Origin of the sequence: Ensifer sp. 1H6 (genome assembly GCF_001976035.1) — a bacterium.
GTDB classification, from domain to species: domain Bacteria; phylum Pseudomonadota; class Alphaproteobacteria; order Rhizobiales; family Rhizobiaceae; genus Ensifer; species Ensifer canadensis.
The window spans coordinates 46,373-72,874 of record NZ_MOAI01000032.1 but is presented as its reverse complement, the minus strand read 5'-3'; the positions used below and the strand labels follow the sequence as shown (position 1 = coordinate 72,874).

Annotated in this window: 28 protein-coding genes and 3 pseudogenes; 13 read left to right on the top strand and 18 right to left on the bottom strand. The window is 62.1% G+C overall.

The genetic code is table 11. The features are described from left to right. Positions 1-15: 15 nt before the first annotated feature. The 4 genes from BKP54_RS28620 to BKP54_RS28595 all read right to left on the bottom strand — a co-directional run bounded on the left by BKP54_RS28620 (position 16) and on the right by BKP54_RS28595 (position 3,156). A complete protein-coding gene (locus BKP54_RS28620) occupies positions 16-615 on the bottom strand; it encodes a YdeI/OmpD-associated family protein (RefSeq protein ID WP_025427422.1) in 600 nt (199 codons plus the stop codon). 507 nt (positions 616-1,122) lie between these two features. After that, positions 1,123-2,127, bottom strand: coding sequence for a GlxA family transcriptional regulator (locus BKP54_RS28610; protein ID WP_057210910.1), 1,005 nt, complete (start codon positions 2,125-2,127; stop codon positions 1,123-1,125). 455 nt (positions 2,128-2,582) lie between these two features. Continuing rightward, entirely contained in the window at positions 2,583-2,786 is a 204-nt protein-coding gene (locus tag BKP54_RS28600) for a hypothetical protein (protein WP_025427418.1), read from the bottom strand. Between the two features lie 97 nt (positions 2,787-2,883). Continuing rightward, positions 2,884-3,156: a hypothetical protein gene (locus tag BKP54_RS28595; protein ID WP_244445409.1), complete on the bottom strand. Its 273-nt coding sequence runs from the start codon at positions 3,154-3,156 to the stop codon at positions 2,884-2,886. 162 nt (positions 3,157-3,318) lie between these two features. Between BKP54_RS28595 and BKP54_RS28590 the strand changes: the two genes are divergently transcribed. The 5 genes from BKP54_RS28590 to BKP54_RS28570 all read left to right on the top strand — a co-directional run bounded on the left by BKP54_RS28590 (position 3,319) and on the right by BKP54_RS28570 (position 6,584). After that, a complete protein-coding gene (locus tag BKP54_RS28590; protein WP_025427416.1) occupies positions 3,319-4,242 on the top strand; it encodes a LysR family transcriptional regulator in 924 nt (307 codons plus the stop codon). A 62-nt stretch (positions 4,243-4,304) separates the two neighbouring features. Continuing rightward, positions 4,305-4,958, top strand: a complete 654-nt coding sequence (locus BKP54_RS28585; RefSeq protein ID WP_025427415.1) for a VIT1/CCC1 transporter family protein — start codon at positions 4,305-4,307, stop codon at positions 4,956-4,958. 185 nt (positions 4,959-5,143) lie between these two features. Continuing rightward, entirely contained in the window at positions 5,144-5,455 is a 312-nt protein-coding gene (locus BKP54_RS28580; protein WP_084815268.1) for a metalloregulator ArsR/SmtB family transcription factor, read from the top strand. A 52-nt stretch (positions 5,456-5,507) separates the two neighbouring features. Beyond that, positions 5,508-5,975, top strand: a complete 468-nt coding sequence (locus BKP54_RS28575) for an SRPBCC family protein (RefSeq protein WP_025427413.1) — start codon at positions 5,508-5,510, stop codon at positions 5,973-5,975. A 177-nt stretch (positions 5,976-6,152) separates the two neighbouring features. Continuing rightward, positions 6,153-6,584 carry a hypothetical protein gene (locus BKP54_RS28570; RefSeq protein ID WP_225906564.1) on the top strand — a complete coding sequence of 144 codons (432 nt, stop codon included), beginning with the start codon at positions 6,153-6,155 and terminating at the stop codon, positions 6,582-6,584. Positions 6,585-6,638: 54 nt separating this feature from the next. Here BKP54_RS28570 and BKP54_RS28565 read toward each other — a convergent pair whose 3' ends face one another. The 11 genes from BKP54_RS28565 to BKP54_RS28515 all read right to left on the bottom strand — a co-directional run bounded on the left by BKP54_RS28565 (position 6,639) and on the right by BKP54_RS28515 (position 15,850). Further along, entirely contained in the window at positions 6,639-8,711 is a 2,073-nt protein-coding gene (locus tag BKP54_RS28565) for an ASKHA domain-containing protein (RefSeq protein ID WP_025427411.1), read from the bottom strand. A 161-nt stretch (positions 8,712-8,872) separates the two neighbouring features. Next, a complete protein-coding gene (locus BKP54_RS28560) occupies positions 8,873-9,220 on the bottom strand; it encodes a hypothetical protein (protein ID WP_025427410.1) in 348 nt (115 codons plus the stop codon). A gap of 481 nt (positions 9,221-9,701) precedes the next feature. Next, positions 9,702-10,667 carry a methyltetrahydrofolate cobalamin methyltransferase gene (locus BKP54_RS28550; protein ID WP_025427408.1) on the bottom strand — a complete coding sequence of 322 codons (966 nt, stop codon included), beginning with the start codon at positions 10,665-10,667 and terminating at the stop codon, positions 9,702-9,704. A gap of 98 nt (positions 10,668-10,765) precedes the next feature. Further along, positions 10,766-11,857, bottom strand: coding sequence for a methylenetetrahydrofolate reductase (locus BKP54_RS28545; RefSeq protein ID WP_025427407.1), 1,092 nt, complete (start codon positions 11,855-11,857; stop codon positions 10,766-10,768). Next, on the bottom strand, positions 11,854-12,462 hold the full coding sequence (locus BKP54_RS28540; protein WP_057210906.1) for a methylenetetrahydrofolate reductase C-terminal domain-containing protein: 609 nt from the start codon (positions 12,460-12,462) through the stop codon (positions 11,854-11,856). Before BKP54_RS28540 ends, BKP54_RS28545 begins: the two co-directional genes overlap by 4 nt. Further along, entirely contained in the window at positions 12,455-12,757 is a 303-nt protein-coding gene (locus BKP54_RS28535) for a virulence factor (RefSeq protein ID WP_025427405.1), read from the bottom strand. The genes BKP54_RS28540 and BKP54_RS28535 overlap by 8 nt, the downstream gene beginning before the upstream one ends. Positions 12,758-13,016: 259 nt before the next feature. Next, the gene (locus BKP54_RS28530) at positions 13,017-13,820 is read right to left on the bottom strand and encodes a formyl transferase (RefSeq protein WP_025427404.1); all 804 of its coding nucleotides are present in this window, start codon (positions 13,818-13,820) and stop codon (positions 13,017-13,019) included. A gap of 197 nt (positions 13,821-14,017) precedes the next feature. Beyond that, positions 14,018-14,281, bottom strand: coding sequence for a DUF1488 domain-containing protein (locus tag BKP54_RS28525; RefSeq protein ID WP_025427403.1), 264 nt, complete (start codon positions 14,279-14,281; stop codon positions 14,018-14,020). An 89-nt stretch (positions 14,282-14,370) separates the two neighbouring features. Then, positions 14,371-14,493, bottom strand: a complete 123-nt coding sequence (locus BKP54_RS37200; protein WP_255753466.1) for a hypothetical protein — start codon at positions 14,491-14,493, stop codon at positions 14,371-14,373. Positions 14,494-14,538: 45 nt separating this feature from the next. Beyond that, entirely contained in the window at positions 14,539-14,895 is a 357-nt protein-coding gene (locus BKP54_RS28520) for a hypothetical protein (RefSeq protein ID WP_244445408.1), read from the bottom strand. Between the two features lie 334 nt (positions 14,896-15,229). Further along, positions 15,230-15,850 carry a DUF1638 domain-containing protein gene (locus BKP54_RS28515; RefSeq protein ID WP_084815266.1) on the bottom strand — a complete coding sequence of 207 codons (621 nt, stop codon included), beginning with the start codon at positions 15,848-15,850 and terminating at the stop codon, positions 15,230-15,232. 39 nt (positions 15,851-15,889) lie between these two features. On the opposite strand from BKP54_RS28515, the gene BKP54_RS28510 reads away from it, so the two are divergent. Then, positions 15,890-16,048, top strand: coding sequence for a hypothetical protein (locus BKP54_RS28510; protein WP_025427400.1), 159 nt, complete (start codon positions 15,890-15,892; stop codon positions 16,046-16,048). A 206-nt stretch (positions 16,049-16,254) separates the two neighbouring features. On the opposite strand, the pseudogene BKP54_RS28505 reads toward BKP54_RS28510, so the two are convergent. Then, a pseudogene (locus tag BKP54_RS28505) lies at positions 16,255-16,952 on the bottom strand (B12-binding domain-containing protein). A gap of 330 nt (positions 16,953-17,282) precedes the next feature. Between BKP54_RS28505 and BKP54_RS28500 the strand changes: the two are divergent. Together BKP54_RS28500 and BKP54_RS28495 are read left to right on the top strand one after the other, a co-directional pair. Continuing rightward, a pseudogene (locus BKP54_RS28500) lies at positions 17,283-18,858 on the top strand (trimethylamine methyltransferase family protein). Positions 18,859-18,965: 107 nt separating this feature from the next. Then, positions 18,966-19,671, top strand: a pseudogene (locus tag BKP54_RS28495) (4Fe-4S dicluster domain-containing protein). A 149-nt stretch (positions 19,672-19,820) separates the two neighbouring features. Here BKP54_RS28495 and BKP54_RS37405 read toward each other — a convergent pair. Both BKP54_RS37405 and BKP54_RS37400 read right to left on the bottom strand, forming a co-directional pair. Continuing rightward, the gene (locus BKP54_RS37405) at positions 19,821-20,051 is read right to left on the bottom strand and encodes a DUF1254 domain-containing protein (protein WP_309239172.1); all 231 of its coding nucleotides are present in this window, start codon (positions 20,049-20,051) and stop codon (positions 19,821-19,823) included. 50 nt (positions 20,052-20,101) lie between these two features. Further along, positions 20,102-20,332 carry a hypothetical protein gene (locus BKP54_RS37400; RefSeq protein ID WP_348626770.1) on the bottom strand — a complete coding sequence of 77 codons (231 nt, stop codon included), beginning with the start codon at positions 20,330-20,332 and terminating at the stop codon, positions 20,102-20,104. A gap of 94 nt (positions 20,333-20,426) precedes the next feature. On the opposite strand from BKP54_RS37400, the gene BKP54_RS28485 reads away from it, so the two are divergent. From BKP54_RS28485 to BKP54_RS28460, 5 genes are all read left to right on the top strand, one after another. Next, positions 20,427-21,404 carry a transporter gene (locus BKP54_RS28485; RefSeq protein ID WP_057208746.1) on the top strand — a complete coding sequence of 326 codons (978 nt, stop codon included), beginning with the start codon at positions 20,427-20,429 and terminating at the stop codon, positions 21,402-21,404. Between the two features lie 369 nt (positions 21,405-21,773). Beyond that, a complete protein-coding gene (locus BKP54_RS28480; RefSeq protein ID WP_025427394.1) occupies positions 21,774-22,325 on the top strand; it encodes a hypothetical protein in 552 nt (183 codons plus the stop codon). Between the two features lie 407 nt (positions 22,326-22,732). Next, positions 22,733-23,482: a phosphodiester glycosidase family protein gene (locus BKP54_RS28470; protein WP_025427392.1), complete on the top strand. Its 750-nt coding sequence runs from the start codon at positions 22,733-22,735 to the stop codon at positions 23,480-23,482. A 100-nt stretch (positions 23,483-23,582) separates the two neighbouring features. Then, complete coding sequence (locus BKP54_RS28465; protein WP_025427391.1) at positions 23,583-24,110, top strand: RNA polymerase sigma factor; 528 nt, start codon at positions 23,583-23,585, stop codon at positions 24,108-24,110. Positions 24,111-24,112: 2 nt separating this feature from the next. Then, positions 24,113-26,260, top strand: a complete 2,148-nt coding sequence (locus BKP54_RS28460; RefSeq protein WP_107027605.1) for a VWA domain-containing protein — start codon at positions 24,113-24,115, stop codon at positions 26,258-26,260. Positions 26,261-26,502 lie beyond the last annotated feature (242 nt).

Below are 26,502 nucleotides of genomic sequence, written 5' to 3'. Positions count from 1 at the left end.
ACGGTGTGGCCTGCGCTATTTCCGCGCCTGCGGGTAGATCGTCTCGCCGCGCTTCAGCATCTCGACGAAGGTCTCGATCTTTTTCCGGCGGCCGGCCTCGGTCTTCATATTGTGCGTGCGGAAGGCAAGCGCGAAGCGGTTCTGCGCGCTGAGTTTTGCCAGCATTTCTCGCGCCTGCGGCTCGGCGTCGATCGCTGCCTGCAGGTCGTCGGGGATCTTCATTTCCTTGCCGCTGCCATAGGCGCGATCCCAGCGGCCGTCGGCCTTGGCCTTGTCGACCTCTTTCAGCCCATACGGGGTCATCCGGCCTTCGGCGATCAGCCGGGCCACATTGTCGACGTTGATCTGGCTCCAGATGCTTTTCTTGCCGCGCGGGGTGTAGCGCTGCATGTAACTCTGGTCGTCGTGGCTCTTGCGCACGCCATCGATCCAGCCCCAGCACAGGATCACGTCGATCGCCTCCTTCGGCGTGATCGATTTGAGGCCGGAGCTTACCTTGTGGATCTTGATCCAGACCTCGGTTTCGCCGGCATGGTTGGCGCCGAGCCAGACATAGAAACGCTCTTTGTCTTCGAACTCGTGGACCTTGCTCGGATCGATGATCACGGGTGCCATGGGGTGAAATGCTCCTGATGTTCAAGCGGCGGAGGCGTGCCAGCACGTTCCGGCTGCGGCGCGGCCACGCGTTCTCCTTTTCCGTTCAAGCGAAAAATGCGGATCGACGCAAGCGCGAACGTGGGTGGAGCGGGTTCCAGAATGGCGGGAAATGAGGGGCGACAAAGCGGGCCAGGTGGTCTGTGGTATCGCTGCGGCGGCAAGCGCAACCGCAAATTGGGCGGACGGTTCCATCTGAAATTCGGACCGATACCGTCTTCAACGAGGTTTGCACCCCGTTCTCCTCATCCTCGCCCCTGTGGCAGGGATCCAGCGACCCGACGTCTGTCGGGTTAGGGGGCATTTCAGCCCAAGGACTTGGGCTGGCTGGATTCCTGTGACAGGCACAGGAATGAGGGAAGTTTTGGCGGCTGGCGGGCTCACATCGCCGGATAGGTTAAGAAGGGACGGCCTGTTGCCAACAAAAAGGGCGGATGACCCGCACTTTTTGTGTGTTCGCACCAGTTCCTATCGCGCCATCTGCAGCGTCAGCTTGCGGTCGGCGCGCTCCTGCTGCGGCGAGCGGTTGTAGAGTTCGCGATAACACTTGGAGAAGTGCGACGCCGAGACGAAGCCGCAGGCGACGGCGACTTCGACGACCGGCATCGACGACTGGATGAGGAGGTGTCGAGCGCGGTCGAGCCGGATCTCCAGATAGTAGCGGGCAGGGGACCGCCCCATCTCCTGGCGGAATAGTCGCTCGATCTGCCGGCGCGACAGGTCGGCGCCCTCGGCGATCTCCAGGAGCGACAGCGGTTCGGCAAGATTGCCTTCCATCAGCTCGATGATCGACAGCACCTTGGCGTTCTGGACGCCGAGACGGGCGCGCAGCGGCAGCCGCTGGCGGTCGTGAGGGCCGCGCACGCGGTCGGTCAGCGCCTGTTCGCAGACGCGGTTGACGAGGTTCTCGCCAAAATCCTGGTCGATCAGGTTCAGCATCATGTCGAGCGAGGCGGTGCCGCCGGCGCAGGTGTAGATGTTGCTGTCGATCTCATAGAGGTCGGCATAGACGTCGACCTGCGGGAAGTTCTCGGAGAAGCCGGGCAGGTTTTCCCAGTGGATGGCGCAGCGCTTGCCCGTCAACAGGCCGGCCGAGGCCAGCACATGGGCGCCCGTACAGAGGCTGCCGACGGCGACGCCGCGGTTGTAGACTTCGCGCAGCCAGGCATTGACCGACTTGTTGTTGAAATCCTCGACATAGATGCCGGAACAGACCAGCACCATCGACGGACGGTTTTCCCCGCCCAGGAACTTGCGTTCGTCGGCGAGAGACGAGTTGACCTCAAGCGCGATGCCGCTTGAGGAGAGAACCTTTTCGCCGTCGGTCGATGTGAGGCGCCATGTATAGGCCTCGTAGCCGAGCATGCGGTTGGCGATGCGGAGCGTTTCGATGGCGGCCGAAAACGGCAGCATGGAAAAGTTCGGTACCAGGAAGAAGACGAGAGAACGCTTTTTGGTCAAGGGCTTGTTCATGAGGCTTCCCGTGCTTGGCGATGCCGTATATTCGTCGCTTGGAAGATACCATCCGGCTTGTCTGTTTGCGACATTGACATGGAAAGCAGCGACCGCAAAGACATTTCGCATTGCGACATGGGGCGGGAAAGCCGCTGTCGAGCCGGCTTTGCGGCTTTTGTAAGGAATGCGACAGATTTACCGGCGTCGTTGACGTAATCTGACAAGAAACGCCAGAGATGCGCAATTTTCAGAAAGAACGCCTTTGGGTTGTGTTTGCCGATTGCGACGCGCCGGCGGTGAAAGGGCCAGGTGTCGGTATCGGACAAGTTCGCGCAAGGGCCGGTTTGGGGCGTTTCGACGCCCGACGGCATCTGGCGAAACCACAAAAGAAGAAGGGCATCGCCTTCTCGACGATGCCCTTCAGCGGTTCGCGCTCGGGGTCTTGGGTCCCCGAGAACAGGTCAGGCGGTCATTCATTGTTCGGTCTTGTGCACCGCGTCGTCGACGGATGGGAAGCCGATGTCCTTCATCGTGTCGTAGGACAGGTTTTCAAGTGCGCGCTCGTTGGCATAGCGCTTCCAGGCAGCCCAGGCGCGTGCACGCAGATTGAAGAGACCCGGGATGGACGAGAGGGAGGGTGCCCGCTCCGAGGTCTGTGATAGATGGATAGTAGACATTTCATGGCTCCTTCTGAGTGCCTCAGAGGTCGCGACCACGATCTATATATGTCGCAACCCTAATCATCATTCAAACGAATATGTTTGATGTTTTCCATCAAACATGGTGATCAATCAGCGTCTCGGCGAAGATGAGGTCGTTGCGGACCCGCTTGGGTAGTTTCGCCAATTCGCGGTGGGCTTCCACCCGATTCCGGGCGATGCGTTTTGCCTGTCGTTTTCGTGCAATGCCGTCGATCAGCGTTTGCACGCGGGAGAGGAACGACAGGACGAGATCGCCGTCGGCATTGACCTGTCTCACAGGCAGGGCCTTTGCCATTTGCACGGCATGATCCGGAGTGCGGTTCATCTTGGGCTTCACCTTGCTCACGTGCCGGATGTCCTGCGGGGCAGAGAAGGCCATTGTTGTCGCGGACATGACTGGTTTCCTTCCTTTGGCGTCCTTGCAACTTGACTATCGGTCTTTGCTGATGTTCAATCAAACGAAATGAAGTGAACCATTCTGTCAGTTTTATTGAACAAGGATGCCGCCATGAACATGATGCTGCGCCATGCGCTTCCGCTCCTGGAAATGGATGTGTTGAAAACCTTCGTCGCCATCGCCGAAACGGGCAACTTCACCACCGCGGCCGAAACGGTCTATCGCACGCCGTCGGCGGTCTCGATGCAGATCAAGAAGCTGGAAGAGCAGCTCGGCTGCACGCTGTTCCTGCGCGATGCGCGTTCGGTGTCGCTGACGCCCAAGGGCGAGATGCTCTTGGGCTTTGCCCGCCGCCTGCTGGCGCTCAACAACGAGACGGTGTCTCGCTTCCTGCTGCCCGACATGAACGGCGTCGTGCGTGTCGGCGCGCCCGAGGATGTCGGCGAGCGCATTCTGCCGGAAGTGTTGAAGCGCTTTGCCGAATCCTATCCGAACGTCACGGTCGACGTCTCGATCGGCATGAGCGGCGCCATGCGCAAGCGCGTCGACGAGCACCGTCTCGACATCGCGATCTTCAACAGCCTGACCGACGTCGCGCCGAAGAACGGCGAGATCCTGATGCAGGAGAAGCTGGTCTGGGCCGGCGTCAAATGCGGCAATGCGCATCTTAAGGATCCGCTGCCGGTGTCGATGTGGGAGGACGGTTGCGTCTGGCGGGCCGATGCGGTGGAAAAGCTGTCGCGCGCCGGCCGCCGGTTCCGCATTGCCTTTCTCAGCGCCTATACCACGGGCCAGCGTGCCGCCGTGCTCGCGGGCCTCGCGATTGCCCCGCTGCCGCGCTACCTCGTCCAGGGTGAGATGGTGCAGCTCGGCGAGCGTGACGGCCTACCGGATCTCGGCCATTACGACATCGGCTTGCAGGTGATCGACGATGCGCCGGCGCCGGTGCTGGCTGTCGCAGATCATGTTCGCGACGCATTCGCGGAACTGAGGATCCAGTCGGGAGAGGCGCGGCTTGCAACAGCGGTTGCCTGACAAACCGGCCGAAAGCGACCCGATCGTCATGCGTTGATCTCGGCGCAAGGGGAAGGCGTGCCATGGCGCGAGATGACCAGTCGCGACGCATTTTGGATCCGATCGATCGCCTCTCGGAGATCATTTTCGGGCTGCTGATGGCGCTGTCCTTCACCGGTACGATGAGTGCGGCCGTCGGTGGCGGCGAGAAAGTGAATGCGGTGCTTGTCGCCGCTTTCGGCTGCAATCTGGCCTGGGGCATCGTCGATGGCGTCATGCATGTGGTAACGACCGCGGTCGAGCGGGTGCGACGTCGCGGCCTGGTCGACGCTCTGCAGCGCGAACCTCTCGATCGCGCCCGCCAGATCTTTCTCGACAACCTCCCTGATGATATCAGGTTGGTGTCAGCGCAAAGCGAAATCGAGGCGCTGCTTCTGCGCGTACGGGCCTTGCCGTCCAACGGTCAGCATTCCGTGGTCACAGGCGGAGACCTCAAGGCCGCGCTTGCCATCTTCGCGCTCGTCGTCATCTCGACGCTGCCGCCGAGCATTCCCTTCCTGTTCATCGAGCAGATCGACGTCGCCATGCGCGTTTCGAACGCCATCGCGCTCATCATGCTTTTTATCGTCGGAGCACGGCTCGGCAGCTATATGGGGCGAAGCCCCTGGCCGATGGCCTTCGCCATGGCAGCGATCGGTGCCGTACTTGTCGCAGTGACGATCGCGCTTGGTGGGTAGAGGGCGCAGCACGTTCGGTCCGATGGTGAAGCGCGCCGACCCGCTGCTGATATTTTGAATCACGTTCGCAGCTTATCGCCATGAAACAGCATGACTTTGTGCCGTTCCATTGTGCCAATCCCGCTGTCTTGCCGCCGGGCTCAAGCGGTGCTTGCCCTTCCATAAGCGTAGGCTTATAATAAGTAATGACTTATGAAGGCAGAGTGCTTGCGGCGTTGGCAGACCCGACGCGGCGCCAGATTTTCGAGAGGCTGGGTACCGGTCGTTGCTCGGTTGCCGATCTCGCACGGTCGTTGCCGGTGTCGCAGCCGGCAATATCGCAGCACCTGAAAGTGTTGAAAGAGGCGGGCCTTGTTCACGACACGCCTTCAGGCGCGCGCCGTATCTATTCGATCGACCCCGCTGGCCTTGGTCCGCTGCGGCAATGGCTCGATCGCTTCTGGGGTGATCAACTCGCCGCCTTCAAGGCAGTGGCGGACCGCGACGAAGCCATCTGACATATCGGCATGGTTTGTGGTGCGGTCCATGAGGCAAACGGGAGTTTGTGAAATGCATCACATCGAGCCTGCCCCTGTGCGCAAAACCGTGACAGTCCGCGCGACGCCGGAGCGCGCCTTCGACATCTTCGTCGCCGGCATGGGCGAATGGTGGCTGAAGAGCCATAGCCTGACGGCAAGCGGACAGAGGACCGTCGTGGTCGAGCCGTTTGCGGGCGGCCGCTGGTACGAAATCGGCAATGGCGGCGAGGAGAAGGAATGGGGGCGGGTGCTTGCCTGCGAGCGGCCGAGGCGCATCCTCCTTGCATGGCAACTGAATGCCGACTGGGTGTTCGATCCGGAGTTTGAGACCGCGGTGGAGGTCATCTTCGAGCCCGCAGTCGATGGCGGCACCACCGTACTGCTCGAACATCGCGATCTCGCCAATTATGGTGCGAAGGCGAATGAAGCCCGCGTGGCGCTTGATTCAGAAGATGGATGGACGGGACTGCTGGGGGCATTTGCGGCGAGGGCCGCGTGAGATTCTAAGCGTCACCGCCTTTCTCGAACGCGCTCCCTGGTGCGTTGTTGCAGCCCTCATCCGCTTGCCGGCACCTTCCCCCGCAGGCGGGGGGAGGGATGCTTGGCACTGTCACCGCCCTCACTTGCCGTTGGGCCAAAACATTTGACTATGCAGTGACTTGAACGCAAGCATGCCATGACGTTCAACCGAAGCAACGCGCGATCAATTATGCAGGTATCAACGCCATTGGAGGCTTTTCCCGAATTGGGATCAGTCGCAAACCCCGTAGTGTTCTATGACGGCATTGACGCCCTGGTTTGCTACGAGACCTCGCCCCCGGTTGGCGGTGGCAACGTGGTCCTGAGGTTCGGTGACGTTATCGATTTCCGAGTCACGCCGATGAATGTCGATGGCCTGCCAGGATGCAGATACCCGGTCCTTCCGTGGGCGTTCAATGAAGTCTCTGGTGGCGAGGAAACAGCCCGGTGGGAAGTCCTCAGTCCACGATTTTGGATCATATCCTTCCACGACGTCACGATCGACGTTCTGTTCGAGACGGTCTCCCTCGTGGTTCATGACGAACGCGGCGGGCCGCTGCGCAGGACGCTGATGGACGTCATACGTTGATGCGCTGAAGACCATTCTAAAGGGCGCAGTGTGTCCGCTTGCTTCTTTTCGGCCCTACTCCCGGCTACGCCTCCGCCGTCTGCCGCCGCCCTCGCCATCATCTGCCGCCACCTTGCGCTCCGGCAGGGTGACGACTGCAGACAGTTTCGGGAAGGCGTCGACCTTGTTCGGCATTGCCATCGCGTTGATGAAATGCTCCTGAAATTTTGATTCAAGAGCGGTCTCTATCTTCTCGATTTTGCTGACGGTTTGCTCGATCTCGCGACGGTGGCCGCGGTTCAGGAGCGCCATCAGCGCGCCGGTGCCGGCGGCGTTGCCGACGGCCTTCACCTCGTCGAGGTCGCAGTCCGGGATCAGGCCCAGCACCATGGCGTATTTCGGATCGATGAAGGAACCGAAGGCCCCGGCAAAGCGGATGGTGTCGACATGGTCGATATCCAGCTTTTCCATCAGCAGCTTGATGCCGGCATAGAGCGCCGCCTTGGCGAGCTGGATGGCGCGGATATCGTTCTGCGTCACGGTGATGCGCTGCTGGCCCTCGTGCAGCAGGTAGGAGAAGGTGCGGCCGTTCGGGATGATGCGCGGGCTTTTCGCCGCCATCGCGCCATCGACGACGCCATCCTGCGAGATGATGCCTGAGAGATACATCTCCGCGACGATTTCGATGATCGCCGAGCCGCAGATGCCGGTGACGCCAACGGCGGCGGCCGCCTCGGCAAAGCCGTCCTCATCAGACCATTTGTCGACGCCGATGACGCGGAACCGCGGCTCGAGCGTCTCGGGATCAATGCGCACGCGCTCGATCGCGCCCGGTGCGGCACGCTGGCCGGAGGAGATTTCAGCCCCTTCGAAGGCCGGGCCGGTGGGCGAGGAGGCGGCAACGACGCGATCCTTGTTGCCGAGCACGATCTCGGCATTGGTGCCGACATCGACGAGCAGCATCATCTTGTCCTGCCGGTAAGGGCCTTCCGACAGCGTGGCGCCGGCGGCATCGGCGCCGACATGGCCGGCGATGCAGGGCAGCATGTAGAGCCGGGCGCCGCGGTTGACGTCGATGTCGATCTCGTGCGCCCAATATTGCAGCGCGCCGGAGACAGCGAGCGCAAACGGCGCCTGGCCGAGCTCGGTCGGGTCGATGCCAAGGAACAGGTGGTGCATGATCGGGTTGCCGACGAAGACCATGTCGAGGATGTCGTGGCGGTCGACCTCACCTTCGGCGCAGACCTTGCCGATCAGGCCGTTGACCGCCTCGCGCACCGCCTTGGTCATCGCCTCGCGGCCATCGGGATTCATCATCACATAGGAGACGCGGCTCATCAGATCCTCGCCGAAGCGGATCTGCGGGTTCGAGGTGCCCGAGGAGCCGACGATACGGCCGGAGAGCAGCGAGACGAGATGCATGGCGATCGTCGTCGAGCCGATGTCGCAGGCAACGCCATAGGCCTCGTTCTTGAGGCCCGGCCACAGGCCGACGATGAAGGGGCGTGAACTGTCCATGTCGCGGTGGATGGCGGCGGTCACGGCCCAATTGCCCTTGCGCAGGATGCCCTGGACCTGCGGAATCAGGTGCGGCGCGATCAGCAGGTCCTTCCAGCCCCAGTCCTTCTCCAGCATCACCTTCAGCCGGTCGAGATCGCCGAGCGGCTTGTGCATGTCGGGCTCATCGACCTCGACATAGCAAAGCTGGATGGCGGCGTTGCGCTCGATCACCCGGTCGCTTGCGGCCTTGCGCACCACCTGGGCGTTGATGACGGTATCCTGCGGCACGTCGATGACGAGATCGCCGAGAATCTGGGCGGAACAGGAAAGCCGGCGACCGTCAGGCAGTTCGCGCACGGAGGCGTAGCGCTGTTCCTTCGGGCCAACAGGCGAAATATGGTCGTTGGAGGAGACGATCTTGTGCTTGGCGAAGTTGCCTTCCTGCACCTCGATCTGACAGCGCCCGCAGGTGGCGCGGCCGCCGCAAACACTTTCGACATAGACCCCGAGCGAGCGGGCGGCATCGAGAACCGGCGTGCCGACCGGGAAGCGGCCGCGCTTGCCCGATGGCATGAACAGAACGAGGGGATCCTTGTGCGCGGCTTCGGTCATGTTGGTCTCGATTTCGGAAGTGCCTTCGATGCGCATTCTGTTCTGTCTTTCCTAAAGCCTGCTTCTGCCCGATGGACCGAGGCATGGGTAAACGTCTTCAGACTGCACCGGAATGCTGCCTGATAGTTGTCAGATCCCGACATGGAAAGATCTGCGAGCATCATTTCGTCAGGGTTGCGCTCGCGGGGCGTATCCGTTCATGACGTCTTGCGCGACAGGCGCCGGGCATTGACGCGCACGCGCTTGCCGTAGGGTTTAAGGGCGGCGGCAGCGATCGCCGTTCCACCCAGGCCAAGCGATGCGCCGCCGCCGGTCATCAGCCGCACCGCATTATCGAAACCGGTGCGCCACAGCGCCATGTTCACGGCCATGGCACTTTCCGCGGTGGCCGCGATCTTCTCGGAGACCATGCGGCTAAGCTCGGTCGGATCCTGCGTTTTCCCGGTCAGTGCCGCCAGTTGCATTTCGTGCAGCCGCAGCGCCATGACGAAAGGGGCTTCGAACCAGAGCGTGAAAGTGTCGAGGTGAAGTCGGCGCGTTGTCATCGATGATCCCTACTCTTGTGCTGCGACAGCGACGGTCGGATGCTTGACTATGGAGCCGTGGTCAGTTTCCCAGCTGCTATTGCCCAGACAAACGCCGCCGCCAGTGTCGTCGAGCTACCCCAGAAACAGACGTTCATGACCCGTTCCTGGGAACCAAAGTTGATCCTCCTCGTGACAACCGCAACGAAAGTGACGGCAAGCACTGCGAGGTTTGCGAACAGGACCGGCAGGACTTAAAGCGCGTCGCGATCTCCAGGATTCGCTTGCTGCGCTTTAAGTTCTTGTTTTTGCCCATGTCGTTATCGCAAAACCGCTGCGCACTTTTGCGCGACATGCCTTAGGTCCTGAGCGCACCGTAGAGCCTTTTGAACTCGCCCGCATCCTCAAAGAGCGCATATCTGACAAGGAGAGCCAAAGGACAACCAGGGCAACTCATGACCTGGTTGTCCTTTCGATGTGCAGTACGGCGCCGAGCAAAAGCCTATTCGCTCGCCGCAGCTCCGCCGGTGCGCGCGGCGCGCCCGCCGCGACGACCGCCGGAGGCTGCCGGTGCTGCGGCCGCCGCCACGGCATGGCCGCCTTCTGCCGGCTTGTGGTCGCGGTAGGTCCTGATCCAGTTGGTGCAGTTGGCGTCGGTGCCGTTCAGAACGTTTGCAGCGCGAACGGCCTCCATCTCCTGCGGACGGCAGGGGTTCATGATCGCGGACGTCATACCGGCGCCGATGACCATGGGGATGAAGCCGGCATTGATGCCGTGGCGATGCGGCAGGCCGAAGGAGATGTTGGAGAGGCCGCAGGTGGTGTTGACCTTCAGCTCTTCGCGCAGACGGCGCAGAAGCGCAAACACCTGCCGGCCGGCGTCGCCCAGGGCGCCGATCGGCATGACCAGCGGATCGACGACGATGTCGTGTGGCTTGATGCCATGATCCATGGCGCGCTCGACGATCTTCTTGGCAACGGCGAAGCGCACGTCCGGATCCATCGAAATGCCGGTTTCGTCGTTGGAGATGGCGACAACCGGCACGTCGTATTTCTTGCAGAGCGGCAGGATCGCTTCCAGCTTTTCCTCTTCGCCGGTGACGGAATTGACGAGCGGCCGGCCCTTGGCGACCTTCAACGCCGCCTCGATTGCCGCCGACACGGAGCTGTCAATCGACAGCGGCACGTCGACAAGGCCCTGGACGATTTCCAGCGTCTTGACCAGCAACGGCGGTTCGGTCTCGTTCGGGTTGACGGCGGTGACGCCGGCGTTGACGTCGAGCATCGTCGCACCGGCGGCGACCTGCTCCAGCGCGTCCTTGATGACGGTGTCGAAATTGCCTTCGATCATTTCCGCGGCCAGCTTCTTGCGGCCGGTCGGATTGATGCGCTCGCCGATGACGCAGAAGGGCTGGTCGAAGCCGATGATGATTTCGCGGGTGGCGGAAGCGACGATGGTACGGGTCATGTAAGATCCTTTGATCCTGTGGCGTCGGGTTTCGTTATCTCACCCGTTAAGCGATGGAGGCGGCCGGACGGGCGGCGCCGGTTTTGTCTGCGATTGCCTCAGTGGGGATGGTGGGCCGCGGCCTCGGCCATCTCCTGCTGGTTTTCTTCCTTGCCTTCGCGAATGTGCTCCATGCGGGAGGCGACAAGCGCATCGGTCGGCAGCGTTTCGTGTTTCCAGGGCTTGCGACCCTTCAACACGCCCGATTCATGCACGATCTCTGCGACATATTCTTCCTGGCGATAGGCCATGACGTGGACGCCGGAGACGCCTTCGATCTCCTTGACCTCGTTGATGATGTCGATGCAGAGCTGCTTACCTTCCTTTTTCTGATCCTGCGCACCTTCCAGCCGCGTGATGATGCTGTCGGGAATGTGGATGCCCGGCACGTTGGAGCGGATCCAGCGGGCGGTTTTCGCCGACGCCATCGGTCCGACGCCGACGAGGATGAAGCATTTTTCGTGCAGGCCGAGATCGCGCACCTTCTTCATGTATTCGCGGAACATCGGCACGTCGAAGCAGTACTGGCTCTGGACGAACTGCGCGCCGGCCTCGATCTTCTTGGCCAGCCGATAGGGGCGGAAGTCGTAGGGAGGCGCAAAGGGGTTGATGGCGGCGCCGAGAAACACCTGTGGCGGCGTCGTCAGCTTGCGGCCGGAGAGGAACTTGGAATTGTCGCGCATGATGCGCACGGTCTCGAGCAGCGACATGCAGTCGAGGTCGAACACCGGCTTGGCGCCCGGCTGGTCGCCGGCCTGCACGCCGTCGCCGGTCAGGCACATGACGTTCTGCACGCCCATGGCGGACGCGCCGAGCACGTCGCCCTGGATGGCGATGCGGTTCTTGTCGCGGCAGGCGATCTGCATGATCGGGGCATAGCCCATGCGCGTCAGCAGTGCGCAGATGCCGACAGATGACATGTGGCAGTTGGCGCCGGAGGCATCGACCGCATTGATGCCGTCGACCCAGCCATCGAAGATTGCGGCGCGCTCGTAGACGTCCTGCGGGTTGGCGCTGTCGGGCGGGTTGAGTTCGGCGGTGACGGCAAATTCGCCGCGACGCAAAACGCGCTCGAGCCGTCCGCGCGAGGAGTGGCCGGGCAGAGGATCGAGCGGCGCGCCGGGGTCGTATGGATTGTAATCGGGGCTCATGCCTGGTTCTCTTTTGCCTGGGCTTCGCGGCGGGCGGCGGCTTCCGCCGTCACCCGCAGCCACGACGAGGTCTCGCGCAGCGACTGGTTGACCGGCTTCTGCACGTTCATGATCGCATCGCCCTTCGTCATGTTCTGCGAACCTTTCCACGCCTGCACCCAGACGCAGGGCATATCCGGCTCGACCTCGCAATTGCCGTTGGCCCTGACGCCGCCGCAGGGGCCGTTGCGCAGCTGCTTCGGACAGTTCATCGGGCAGGACATGCCGGTCGACGACAGCGCGCACTGGCCGCACATGCGACAGTCGAAAAGAAAGCCTTTGACGTGGCGTTCGACGAAGGTCACCGGCCGCTCGACGCGGCCGTAGCCAATTGCGTTCCACAGCGGGTGCAACAGCAGGAAGAGATCGGCAAAGCGGTTGTAGAACCATTCGAGGAAGCGCGAATGGCGCACGGCCCAGAGGCGGACGGTATATTTGTGGCGCGAGCGGCGGCTCGGCGAAACGCCGGCGGGGGTATAGGCGCCGGTCGCGGCCTTGGCGGCAGGCGCGGCATTGCCCTTGACGATCTTCGCCTCCGCTGCACCTGCGAGCTTCGGCTCAGCCATTGTCGCGGCCTCCTGCTTTGACGAGGGCAACCAGGCGCTCGCGGTCATAGGCGGCTTCGAGCTCGGCGGCCGCACGGTCTGCTTCCGCTTCCAGTTCGTCGGAGACGGGTTCTGGCTCGGCCTTGCGCCATTCGGCGAGATAATCGTCGGTTTCGGCAGCGCCGGTGCGCATGGCGCACATGTCGATCGCCTCGGTGAAGCGCAGCGAAAGCTCGCGCTTGGCGGTCGTGCGGCCCTTCTTGATGATGACCTGGGCCGGGATGTCGCGCCAGTAGACGATTATGCGATCTGCCATCGGGTGTCGTTCTCCTCTTCCTGCGACAATGCTTATGTCCGGGCGCTGTGGCTCACCTCGCCACGACGTTGGATGTGTCCAAAAACGACGCCGGCGCAGAACGTCGAAGACCCCCGGCACTCTACGCGTTGCCGCAATGCGGGCAAGTCCACACTTCGGGATATCCATCGGTTGAGGAGTGTCAGAAATTTCAGGGCCTTAGGGCCTTCTGACGGCCACAGGCGGCGTGTCCTCATCGGCGAATCTGCGCCCGGTTTTCCTACCAGATGCCGCGCCGAATTCCATTCCAGAGCCATGTCCAGATCGGCGGGTGGTACCACTGTTGCGACGGGCCTGCGACATCGAGCGGTTGCAGCTTGCCCTTGAGGGCATCGTCGACGGCGGCAATGGCGATGCCGGTGGAGGCCGCCGTCTGCAGCAGCGGATAGGTATGCATCGTATCGCGGCGGTCGGGCGTCTGGCGCGACTGGTAGAGAATGCCGCCGGTATCGACGCCTTCGTCGACGAGATGCACGGTCGCGCCGAAATTGATGACATCGTCGTTGACCTGCGCCCAGTAGCCGCCCATCAGCCCGCGATAGCCCGGATTGATGCCGGCATGGAAGTTGACGACCGGGCAGGGGATCTGCGCCAGGGTATGGGCCTTCAACAGGCGGCAACTGATGAGAAAGACGACTTTTGGCGCGAGCTGCCGGATCTGCGACACAGCCTCAGCGTCGTTCACGGACGTGATCTGGCAAACCGGTACGCTCGGATCCGGCGCGCCCGATACACCGTAGTGCCTAAGGATGCCTTCCGCTCTCTTCCGGGTAAAGCGCTTGCCGAAGCGCGAGGCGATCATTGTCGCCAATTGCCCGATCGCTGTCGGCCACCCGAGCTTTCGCGCCCGCCGGCGCAGGAAGAGGCTCTTGGATTCCGGCTGCTCCTGGAGAACGACGATATCGTCAAAGCGTGCGGCGAGCGCATTGATCATGATCCAGGGATTTTCTCCGCCCGCCGTCACCACGACGACGCGGCTCGGCTGCCTGGCCGCGGTGTTGGTCTCATTGTCTGCGTCCGCCATGCCGGCCCCTGAAGCGTTGGTCGCAACAGATATGGCGGCTGGCGCGTTACCGGCGACTTAATGGCGGGTATTTGGGAAGCAGATGCCAGAAGTGGCATCGGGAGACGGTTTGGCCGAGGCTGGGGCATCGGACCCCGAGCGCGTCGCGACGAGCGTGTTCGTTCGATGGTGGCAGATAAGGCGCCGGCTTGTCCGGTCTAACGGAAGTCCGCGGCGGTCAGGACATAGATCGTCTTGCGACCGTGGGCATATGCTGCCTTTGCGACTTCGTAGATCTTGTTGCGTGCAGCGTCGAATGCCAGAAGGCAGGCCGCTTCTGTCGTCCGGGTCGGCGCGCCACGCGAGAGCGCCTCCGCCTCGACATAGAAGGGCACTTCGAACATGCCATCGTGGCCAAGGAAGCGAACAGCGTTCCTGGTATCGTCGAAGCTTCGGCTTTGGTTGGGGAAGCTTAGTGGCATCGTGTGATCCTTTTTAGCGATAAGCCAGCTCGGCCAGCGGTCGGCCGGGCGGACGAGTGAGGATGGGCGTTTGGCTCCGTGCCGCGCCATCACAAGATCCGGCCGAAGAGGATCGTGGTGATGACCACAAAGACCGCGACCGAAAGAGCAATCCAGGCAAACAGACCGCGATAGTCGAAGAGATAGATCTGAGCCGGTATGTGGTATTTCATGTTCGCCTCCCGTGGCTGATCTGTTTGGCCGGTTTGGCATGGTCGTTATAGGATATGTGCCGTTCTGAAGGCTCGCTCGGCCAATGCCATCCCATCCTTGCCGGCACTGACAATCAATTCGAGATTGCCTTCATCCGTTACACGCTCATGGGTTTCGCGGCTGCTGCGGATGCGATACTGGAGCGCATTGTCGCGGATCGGCAGCGTCGCAACGATGCGATACGTTTCTCCAGATATTGACTCTCTCGTCAGCGCCCCCTTGGAGCGGACAAGTTGGCCAACATGGAAGCGGTGGATCGGTAACGTGTCGCGCGGGCCGCGGATGATGCGTTTCGTGAAAGATAGAGCGTTCATAGTGGTCTCAGTCCTCCTCAAGCGTTGGTAAGAGTAATTCGGCTGCAACAGCCGCTCCGCATTTCGCGCTGGCGTAGACGGATCAAATGCTCGTTGCGATGGGCCGGACAGACGGCTCGAGATCTGTTTCGAGACGCGTTGGCCGCAAGCACTGACGCCGAGCCTGCCTGTCTGTCGAGAATTTAGGGGATTGGGGCGGTTCGAAGTTCTGATACCGCGAAAGCCACATCGGCCAAATCAACTTGCCACAGCATAGCGCGTCGATTGAGTTTCAATTGAGGCGGGTTGTGTATGCTGCCAGATCCGAGCTCATCCTGTTGGCGAACTGAGCTTTCCCTCGGTCTTTTCTACCTGAGCTGGGCGCCACATACCTTCTGCGGGATCAGGCGCTCAGCAGTGATTTCGTCAGGTCGCCATAGCCGGTGAAGCGGTATTCGTATTCGAGGCCGAGGTAATCGGCGGCTTCTTTGGCCTTTGCCTGCAGCGCTTCGTCTTCCTGCTGCGAGAGGTAGACGAGCTTGCGGTAATGGCCAAAATACATATCCCGGAGTTCCGGATGGCGCTTGAGGCCGAGCGGCTCGATGACGAAGGACTCGAACTGGCGGGCGAGGAAGTCGGTGAGGAAAAAGGCGGTCAGATCGTCGTCCCAGCGGCTGGCAAAGGCATCGTTGCCGGCGAAGAAGGAATAGCAGTGCGGGCCGGGAATGCGCTCGACGCATTCTTCTTCGCAGAGCCGGTCGAGGTGGCCCCCGGTGCCGCAATCGGCATAGGCGACGAAGATGCGCTCGAAGCCGGCTGCACGTGCCTTGGCAATCGCCTCCTTGACCCCCGGCGTGATCTTTTCCGGCGTGTTGTGCCAGATGGCGGGCAGACAGGAGAGGTCGACATGGTCGAGCCTGTTGGCCTGGCAGATGGCCAGAATTTCGCGCGCGATTGCGCCGCAACCGATGACGTGAACTTTTTCCGGTTGTGCGCGTTCTATTGTGCGCGATACGTTTTCCATCTCGATTCCACCCAGTGATCAACGTGAAGGAAGCTGGCCATGAAAACACAAACTGTTGCGACCGTCGGAGCCGTGCTCATCGCGCTTATGACGTTGAGCGCCTGCGGCAACACAATCCGCGGCATCGGTCAGGATACCGCAAACACCGTCAACGCGACACAGTCGGCCGGCAAGAAGGTGGCCAACGCCGCCAACTGAGCCGTGACCTGAAGCGCCGCGCGTCGAATTCGGCTGTGCCAGAGACGCTTTGATCCCCTGGTGTCCAGCCTGGTGTTCCGCGGCGGTCGCGACGTGGAACATCAGCAGACGCCGCGGTTGCGCAGCCCTCCGTTTTCATGCCAGCAAATGAAAAGCCGGCCGCAAGCGTCATTGCTGCGGCCGGCTTTCGTGTTCGTGAAGCGGGCTCAGCCGGCAGCGAGCAGGTTGTGCTTGCGCTTCATGAAGTCCTTGGCGGTTTCGACCGCGACTGCCGCGTCGCGGCAATAGGCGTCGGCGCCGACGGCCTTGCCGAATTCCTCGTTGAGCGGCGCGCGCCGACGAGCACGACATAGTCGTCACGCAGTCCCTTTTCCTTCAGCGTGTCGATGACGACCTTCATGTAGGGCATGGTGGTGGTCAAAAGCGCCGACATGCCGAGGATGTCGGGCTGCTCGCGCTCGATCGCTTCCAGGTAGTTTTCGACCGGGTTGTTGATGCCGAGGTCGACGACATCGAAGCCGGCGCCTTCCATCATCATGCCGACGAGGTTCTTGCCGATGTCGTGAATGTCGCCCTTGACGGTGCCGATCACCATCTTGCCGAGCTTCGGCGCGCCGGTTTCGACGAGCAGCGGCCGCAGGATGAACATGCCTGCCTTCATCGCATTGGCCGACAGCAGAACTTCCGGCACGAACAGGATGCCGTCGCGGAAATCGACGCCGACGATCCGCATGCCTTCGACCAGTGCCTGGGTCAGGACGTCGTAGGGCGTCCAGCCACGCTTGAGCAGGATGTTGGTTCCGTCCTCGATCTCCTCCTTGAGGCCGTCATAGAGGTCGTCATGCATCTGCTGCACAAGTTCCTCGTCGGAAAGGTCCTCGAGAATGATTTCATCGTCTGCCATAGTAGGGTTCCTCGGTTCCTGGCACGGCCGGGCTAAAATCCGGACACGTTCAACAATCAATAGCGGTCGACGCGTAAAAATCTGTTTTCGAAAGCGACGTCGCATATGACAAAAAGCGACGGCAGGGCACCTTCTTTCGAGGCCTGTATATTCTTAACAAAAACAATATATTCGCGCCATGCGGTTTTTGGCCGGCGATGACGCAGGTCGCAGTGTTCGAGTTGCGCCACTTGTTGGCGCATTGAGACCCGTACAGTCCCTGCGGCTTGGTAGCATTAGGGCCAAATGGTGCTTGAAGGCGCACGAAATGCGCGGGAGAGGAATGAGTAAATGAGCGACGTGACAGAACAGGACGCGGTTGAGGGTGGCGGTCGCCGCTCGCGTGGCGAGGGACGGGGAGCAGCGGCGCGGCGTGCCTCGCGCACCGGCGGCGGCCCGGGGCCGTCTCTGCCCTATATCCAGCGCAAGATTCGCGAATACGAGGTTCTCGACGAGGAGGGTCTTGAGCTCATCGAGCGCAATGCCGATACGATCCTCGAGGAAATCGGCATCGAATTCCGCGACGACGCCGAAGCACTCGAACTGTGGAAACAGGCTGGTGCCGACGTGCGCGGCCAGCGCGTTCACTTTCCCAAGGGTCTTTGCCGCGAGCTTCTGAAAACGGCGCCGTCCGAATTTACCTGGCACGCCCGCAATCCCGCGCGCAGCGCCCAGGTCGGCGGCAAGGCGACGATCTTCGCACCGGTCTATGGCCCGCCCTTCGTGCGCGATCTCGAGGGTAACCGCCGTTACGCGACCATCGAGGATTTCCGCAACTTCGTGAAGCTCGCCTATATGGCGCCGTCGATGCATTCGTCCGGCGGCACGGTCTGCGAGCCGGTGGACATTCCGGTGAACAAGCGTCACCTCGACATGGTCTACAGCCACATCAAATATTCCGACAAGCCGTTCATGGGCTCGGTCACGGCACCCGAGCGCGCCGAAGACACGATCGCCATGGCGAAACTCGTTTTCGGCGACGAGTTCGTCGAGAACAATTGCGTCACGCTCAACCTGATCAACGCCAACTCGCCGATGGTCTTCGACGAGACCATGGTGGGCGCACTCAAGGTTTATGCCCGCCACAACCAGGCCTGTGTGCTTTCGCCGTTCATCCTGTCGGGCGCCATGAGCCCGGTCACTGTTGCCGGCACGCTGACGCAGATTCTCGCCGAAGTGCTGGCCGGTGCCTCGTTCACCCAGCTGATCCGCAAGGGCGCGCCGGTGCTGTTCGGCACCTTTGCCGCCTCGATCTCGATGCAGTCGGGCGCGCCGACCTTCGGCACGCCGGAGCCGTCGCTGGTTTCCTATGGCGCGGCACAGCTTGCCCGCCGCTTGAAGCTGCCGTTCCGCACCGGCGGTTCACTCTGCGGCTCGAAGGTTCCGGACGCTCAAGCCGCGCATGAATCGGCCAATACGCTGAACATGACGCTGCTTGCCGGCACCAACTTCGTGCTGCATGCGGCCGGCTGGCTCGAGGGGGGGTCTCGTCTCGTCCTACGAGAAGTTCATGATCGACCAGGACCAGCTCGGCATGATGCAGAAGATGGCCGAAGGCATCGACCTCTCGGAAGACGCGCAGGCGCTCGACGCCATCCGCGAAGTCGGTCCGGGCAGTCACTACCTCGGCTGCGCCCACACCCAGGCCAATTTCCAGACCGCCTTCTACCGTTCGCCGCTCGCCGACAACAATTCCTACGAACAGTGGGAAGTGGAAGGCGAAAAGCGCATCGAGCAGCGCGCCAATGCGCTGGCCCGCAGCTGGCTGGAGCACTACGAGGCGCCTTACCTCGATCCTGATATTGACGAGGCGCTCAAGGCCTTTATCGCCGAGCGCAAGGACTCGATGCCCGACGCTTTCACCTGAAAGGGTCCCGAGCGAGCCAGGGAGCAAGGCGGCGCGGCGCAGGTGGCTGACATGATCCAGAAGGAAGTCTGGCGCCCGCATTACGATCTACAGGGGCCGAAACCGAAATGACGGCGCCTTCCGCATCTGCGGAAACTCGACTTGAAACCGTCCGTGCGGCTCTTGAGCCGCACGGACTTTTTTTTGCGCGGCACGCTGAACTTTGCTTCCGGCGATGCCGCGCCGTTGCTTTCGGATGGTCGGCCGGCTGCAAGCGTCGCGCTGATCGGCAATGTCGGCGGCTCGCTGTGGCAGCCCTTCGTGCGCTGGCGCGAAAGTGCGCCGGACCATGGCGGCAACGATCCGCTCGATACGTGGTCGAAGTCGGTGATTGGGGAAATCGCTCGAGGCAGTGGGGCGACGGCCTACTTCCCGTCGGATCCACCCTGGCAGCCATTCCAGCAATGGGCGATGCGGGCGGAGGGGCTGAAGACTTCGCCGCTCGGCATTCTCATTCATCCGCGCTACGGGCTCTGGCACGGCTATCGTGGCGCGCTCGCCTTCGACGAACCCTTGGCTGCCGATAGCGAGCGGTTGGCCAGCCATCCCTGCGACACTTGCGTGGATAAACCATGCATTTCCGCCTGTCCGGCCGGCGCGCTCGAGCGCCTGCAATTCGATGTCGGCCGTTGTCGCAGCTATCTGAGGACGGAGGCGGGCAGGAGTGGCTGTCTCGAGCACGGATGCCTGGCCCGCGACGCCTGTCCCGTCGGGCAGGACTATCGCTATCCGCCGGCGCAGCTTCGCTTCCACATGTCCGCACTGGACCTTTGATCTGTCGCCGCTGCCGAAACTATGGCCTGATGGGCGGAGCCAGGGCTCAGCCTGGACCACGCGGTTCAAAGACTGGAAGAAGCGCAGATCGTAGGGAATGGTCGAATCGTAGACAACGTCGATGGCATCGACAAAAGTCGTCGGCGGATTTACGGCCTGCGACAATGGATAGAGCCTGATCCGTTTGGCGTAATCGACGCCTTGGCAACGTCGGCTTCGCTGCCGCTGTTCAGAATGGAGCGCAGCAGGGCGTAACCCTGATAGGTCGATGACGGCAGCACGATGTATCCGTCCGGGATCGCGCCGGAGTGGTCAGGTGGCAGGATGAGGTATTTTCCGCCCTTGCCCTTGTCGACCCCGGCCGGGCCGACATCCTCCAGGGGGAACTGCCATGCATGACGTCCGGATTGGGGGTGAGTGTCTGGTTCTTTCAGTCCGGCAGGCGAGACCAGTAGACGTTCTGATTGGGCTTGCCTTTGGCGCCCGTGATCATCGCCTGCAGCATCAGGTCGAAGTTGACGACAGGCATGCCCCAGTTGACGGCCTCGATCGCTCGGCTCTCGATTGTCCTTGCGTCAAGGTCTTTGACCAGCTTGTCGTCGGCGCTGGCCGGGGCCGCCGCGATCAACAGGCTCAGAATCGCCATGGCGAACCTGCGCATTTGAAGCCTCCGTCACATGCCGCCGTTGCGGGAAACATGCGGTTGAATTGCCCCGATTGTAACCTAGTGTGTGTAGGCTAATGCAGGGGGTCGCATGATTCGAAAGATGTGCGCCGGTTCGCTGGTGTTCGTGGTTGCGTTTGCCGCGTCACAGGCCAGCGCGGATGAATTTGGCGTCAGTTTCTGGCTGCCTGGCCTATACGGCAGTTTTGCTGCGGTGCCGGGTAAACCCGGCTGGTCCTTCGCTTCGATCTACTACCACTCCTCCATCAGCGCGGGTGCGAGCGAGGCTTTTCCACGCGGCGGGGCCGGGCAAGTCGATGTCGGCATGAGCGGGCGCGGCGACCTGGTTGCCTTCGGACCGACCTACACCTTCGATCAGCCCGTATGGGGTGGGCAGCTCGCCCTCAGCCTGTTGGGCGTTGCGGGACGAAGCCACGCCTGCGTAGACGCCACCTTGACTGGGCCGCTCGGCGGTTCGGTCTCCGGCGAAAGATGCGATTCTCTAACCGCGTTTGGCGATGTCCTTCCCCATGCGGCACTTAAATGGAACGACGACGTCGACAACTATCTCGTCTATATGACCGGCGGCATTCCCGTTGGTTCCTACGATCCTGATCGCCTGGCGAACCTGGGGCTCGGCCACGGTGCCATGGATGGCGGGGTCGGATACACCTATCTCAATCCGGACACGGGTCGCGAGTTTTCGATTGTCGGCGGCCTGACCTACAACTTCAAAAACCCCGATACGGACTATCGGAACGGCATTGATGGGCACGTCGACTGGGCCGCATCGCAATTCCTGAACGAGCATGTCCATGTCGGCGTCGTTGGATACGCCTATCAGCAGCTTACGGGGGACAGCGGCGAAGGCGCGACCCTTGGTGATTTCAAGTCCCGCGTGTTCGGGGTCGGTCCCCAGCTCGGTTGCAAGTTCGACGCCGGCGATGAAACGGCGGGCTATGTGAACCTCAAGGGATACTACGAGTTCGGGGCCAAAAACCGCCCGGAAGGCTGGAATGTGTGGCTGACGCTGGCGTTTTCACCTGCGCCGAAGCCTCCAATGAAATAGAGGACGGTAAAGCGTCGGCCGGGGCCGTGAATGACACGGCAAGGTCCAGCCTGCCCATCCACCGATGGCCGCTCGGGCATACTTTCCACAGCCGCATACACAGCAGGAAGTGACGTGCGTAACGCACAATCCCAAGGCACCGCCGGCACAGGCATCCACACGACCTGCGCCGTCACCTTCCGGCGCTGATTGACTGGTGCTGTCCCCGCAGCTGGGTGCGCATGGAAAACCGAGCGCCTGTTTCGCTGTTCCGCTCCGGCACGCAAAGATGGTGTAAATCTCCAAAATGACTAAAATTGCAGGTGTTCTGGAAACGTAAAATTTCCGAATTTATACCGATTTGGACGGTGTGGCATTGGAGACCATCTCATGACGCGCAGCCCAGTGGTATCCGTGAGCAACTTTCCCCCGCGCTTGTCGCGGGAGGAAGTCGACGCGCAGGTATCGCGTCTGGACAGTATTCATGCCGCCAATTCGCAGCTTCTCGACGAGGCGTACAAGCGCCTGCTGGCGATTGCCGCCGCCCATGCCGCGGTGGTTGCGGCCTGCATCGCCGGCTTCGACGGTCTGTTCGACAGCTCCATATTGGGCGCGAGCTTGCTGCCGGAGGCGATCGATTTTCTACGCAAGGCCGCCCTGGTCGTCGGCTGCATTGGCCTGCTGCTCACTTTCTTTGCCATCGCCAACAATTACGGCGAGGTGCAGCGGGTGGCGCGCCAGCACGCCAGCAACCTGCGCTTCACGCTGCAGGAAAAGCGATTGCTGACCAGGCTGTCGAGCGAGATCCTCACCGGTAATCCCAACTCTTACCTGCGCAGCGGCGTTGCCGGCCTTGCCTGTCTGGCGGCGATCTTCGGCCTTGCGGCGGCGGCCGGCTGTTTTGTGCTGGCCGGCATTGCCGGGATTATGGCTGGCGGCTGAGCGGAACTGTCGCGGCCGTAAGGCCCTGTACTTTCCTTACCTCATCCCTGTGCGCACAGAATTGCGACGGCGACCTACCTACACCGCGACGATGCCATGTTTGGCTGCGGCTACGGATGCCGATTTCTCCTCTCCCTCATCTCTGTGCTTGTCACAGAGATCCAGCCGCCCGCGTCGGCGGCGCGCAAAGACCGCGTCATGCAGCAGACAGCGAGGTTTTGGTTCCTTCACGGCGCAGACGCGCTGTGGCTGGACCCCTGTGACGAGCACAGGGGTGAGGGGGAGAGCACGGTTGGCCTGTCCGTCTACGGCGAGGCCGGGCCTGCCATCAGCATTTTCCTCGCTCCTGCGCCAGAACCGCCGCAATCTCGATGATGCTGGGCGACTGATTCCATTGGATGTTTTTCATGCCGCTTTTTCCAAAACCATTTCTCGTCGGTGCCGTTCTCTCGGCCGGCCTTGCCGGCCCGGCGCTCGGCGCCTGCCGTGACGTCAGCCATCTCGGGCAGGACTATATCGCCTGCACCGTCGACCCCGCCGATAACGACATCCGTCTTTACAACAAAGATCAGGCCGGCGTTCCCTTCCGCTCGTTCCGGGCGCTGTCGCTGGAACTGCGCCATCGCGACGAATACATGCTCTTTGCCATGAACGGCGGCATGTATCACGACGACCTGTCGCCGGTCGGCCTGCATATCGAGGAGGGGCGCGAGCAGGCGCCGCTCAACACCAATACCGGCTGGGGCAATTTCCACCTTCTTCCTAACGGCGTCTTCTATGTCGATGGCGGCAAGGCGGGGGTGATGTCGGCGGACGCCTATCGCGCCGCCAATATCCGGCCCCGGTTTGCCACGCAGTCCGGCCCGATGCTGGTGATCGATGGCGAGCTGCATCCGCGCTTCCTGCCCGACAGCACCAGCCTCAAGACCCGCAACGGCGTCGGCGTGACGGCTGCGGGCGAGGTGGTGTTCGTCGTCTCGAAAAGGCCGGTGCGGTTTCACGACTTCGCGACGCTTTTCCGCGACGAGCTCGATTGCCCCAACGCGCTTTTCCTCGACGGCACGATCTCCAGCCTCTATGCGCCTGATATCAACCGGCACGACCGGCTGTTCCCGATGGGGCCGATGATCGCCGTCGTCGGAAAATTCCCGCGCTAGTTTTTTCTTTGGGGCCGATGCGATTTTTTTTCGTCGCGGCCCCAAGGAATTGTCGTCGTGCAACGTCTAAGGTTCAAAACAGCTAGGAGCGGGCACGCCATTGGACGCTGAACTCGTCGAGAAAGCGGTGTCTGGAGACAGACGGGCGTTCGGCCAATTGGTCGAGCGGCACTATGATTTTGTCCATGCCGTCGCCTGGCGCTGGTCGGGCAATGCCGCGGATGCGGAAGACATCGCCCAGGACGTCTGCGTACGGCTGGGTACCGCCGTTCGCGGCTTTCGCGGCACCAGCCGGTTTCGCACCTGGCTCTACACCCTAACGCTCAACGCGGCGCGCGACCACAAGCGCCGACAGATGCGCGACACCAGCAGGATACAGGCCTATGCCAACGAGCAGGCCGTTCTTGGCGGCGGCGAGACGGCTGAAGACGATCGCCAGGAGGCGCTCTGGACGGCCGTCAGGGCGCTGCCGGAAAAACAATGCGACGCAGTGCTGCTCGTCTATGCCGAGGGGATGAGCCATGCCGCGGCCGCCGATGTGCTTGGATGTTCCGAGGCGACCGTGTCCTGGCACGTGCACGAGGCGCGCAAGCGGCTGAAGACATTGCTTGGCAAGGAGGCCGTGTGATCATGACCGACGATTTCGACAAGCTCTCCGGGCTGAACCCGCCAAAGGCTTCGAACGAGGCACGCGCGCGTGCGCTCGCGGCCGCCATGCAGGCTTTCGACATGGCAGAAGAAAATTCGACCATCACCCAAGGATCAATGCTGCCGGTTCGTCAAAGCTCCATCTTCAACCGGATATGGAGCCCCATCATGAACAGGAAACTGCTTGCCGGATCGGCACTCGCCACGCTGCTGGTCATCCCCGCCGCCACGTTCCTGACGCTGGAACTGACGCGCAACTCCGTGCTGCCCGGCGACACCGGGGCAGAGATCGCGGTGAAGGGAGAGCCGAAACAGAAGGCAGCGCCACGGCCGAAGTCAGCTCCGACTGCGTCGGCGGTGGACGAAAACCTAGCTGCTGCGAAGAGGCAGGAGACCTCCGGCTTTGCAGTCGGCGGGTCGGTTGCCGTTGATGCTGAGGGTCGGCCACCGGCCGATAAGCCAGCCGCCGAGGCGCTTGCCCGCGCCCGCGAACAGAAGACCGTCGAGGTTCAATCTGCGGCGCGAGCCGAGAACCCGGCGCCCACTGCCGAGGCCGAGGCGGATGCTTTGGGCAACCAGATGATGAGCGATAGCGCAGCACCGCTTTCTGCAGCTCCGGGCGCTGAGACACGGATGACCTTTATGCCGGCGCCCGTTGTTGCCGAGGAGATGGCTCCGGCTCCTCAGGAAAACCGCGAGCGCTTCAACAAGGCCGACAGCAATCCGGTCAAGAGCGTCGCCACCGACCCGGTCTCCACCTTCTCGGTCGATGTCGATACGGCTTCCTACGCCTTCGTGCGCCGCTCGCTAATGGAGGGTCAGATGCCGGAGCGCGATGCGGTGCGGGTCGAGGAGATGGTCAACTATTTTCCTTATGATTGGCCGCGCCCGGCGAGCGCCACTGAGCCGTTCAAGGCGACGGTGACGGTGACGCCGACGCCGTGGAATGGCGGCACACGGCTGATGCACGTGGCGATCAAGGGCTATGACGTCGTGCCGGCGCAGGCACCGAAGGCGAACCTGGTGTTCCTGATCGACGTTTCCGGCTCCATGGACGAGCCGGACAAGCTGCCGCTCTTGAAAGGCGCCTTCCGGCTGCTGGTCGAGAAACTGAAGCCCGAGGATACGGTTTCGATCGTCACCTATGCCGGCAATGCCGGCACGGTGCTGGAACCGACCGCGGTCAAGGACAAGGCGAAGATCCTGTCGGCGATCGACACGTTGCAGCCCGGCGGCTCGACCGCCGGTGCCGAGGGCATCGACGCTGCCTACCGGCTGGCGGAGAAGGCCTTCGTCAAGGGTGGCGTCAACCGCATCATGCTGGCGACCGACGGTGACTTCAATGTCGGTCCCGCCAGCGACGACGAGCTCAAGCAGATGATCGAGGCCAAGCGCAGGAGCGGCATCTTCCTGTCGGTGCTCGGCTTCGGCCGCGGCAACTACAACGATGCGCTGATGCAGACGATTGCCCAGAACGGCAACGGTACGGCCGCCTATATCGATACGCTGGCCGAGGCGCAGAAGACGCTGGTGGAAGAGGCGGGCTCATCGCTGTTCCCGATCGCCAAGGACGTCAAGCTGCAGGTGGAATTCAACCCGGATGCAATCGCCGAATACCGCCTGATCGGCTACGAGACCCGGGCCCTGAAGCGCGAGGACTTCAACAACGACAAGGTCGATGCCGGCGACATCGGCTCCGGCCACAGCGTCACGGCGATCTACGAGGTGACGCCGAAGGGCAGTCCGGCGGTGCTGAACGACGACCTGCGCTACGCGGCGGCGGAGAAGCCGGCAGCCGATGCGACGACGAAAACCGGCGAACTCGCTTTCCTCAAAATCCGCTACAAGAAACCGGATGGCGACCAAAGCGAACTGATCACAACGCCGGTTACCGAGGCGAACGCCGTGCCATCGCTCGCAGAGGCGCCCAATGACGTGCGCTTCTCGGTCGCCGTGGCCGCCTTCGGGCAGAAGCTTTCGGGTGTGACGGCGCTGTCGGACTATTCCTATGATGCCGTCGTCGATCTGGCGGCAGCGGCCAAGGGGGCGGACCCGTTCGGTTATCGCGGCGAATTCGTCAATCTGGTGCGGCTCGCCAAGGGGCTTTCGGGCGGCGGCTCGGCCAATTGAGGGTCGGGCGGGAGGATGAGGCTGCGCCGTTACCGCGGCGTGGCCCATCATCCGGCTGCCGCCACCTTCTCCCCGCTTGCGGGGAGAAGGGATATACGGCGCTGCCTTCGTCTGACGTAACCTGTTCTGCGCGTGGTCCGTTTGGTAGGCGTCGGGGAGTTCAAGGACCCCGTTGCCGAAAGGGATAGTCCGATGCCCGGCAACCATCGTCCTGACTAAAGGTGCCGTCTCCTTGTCCTCGG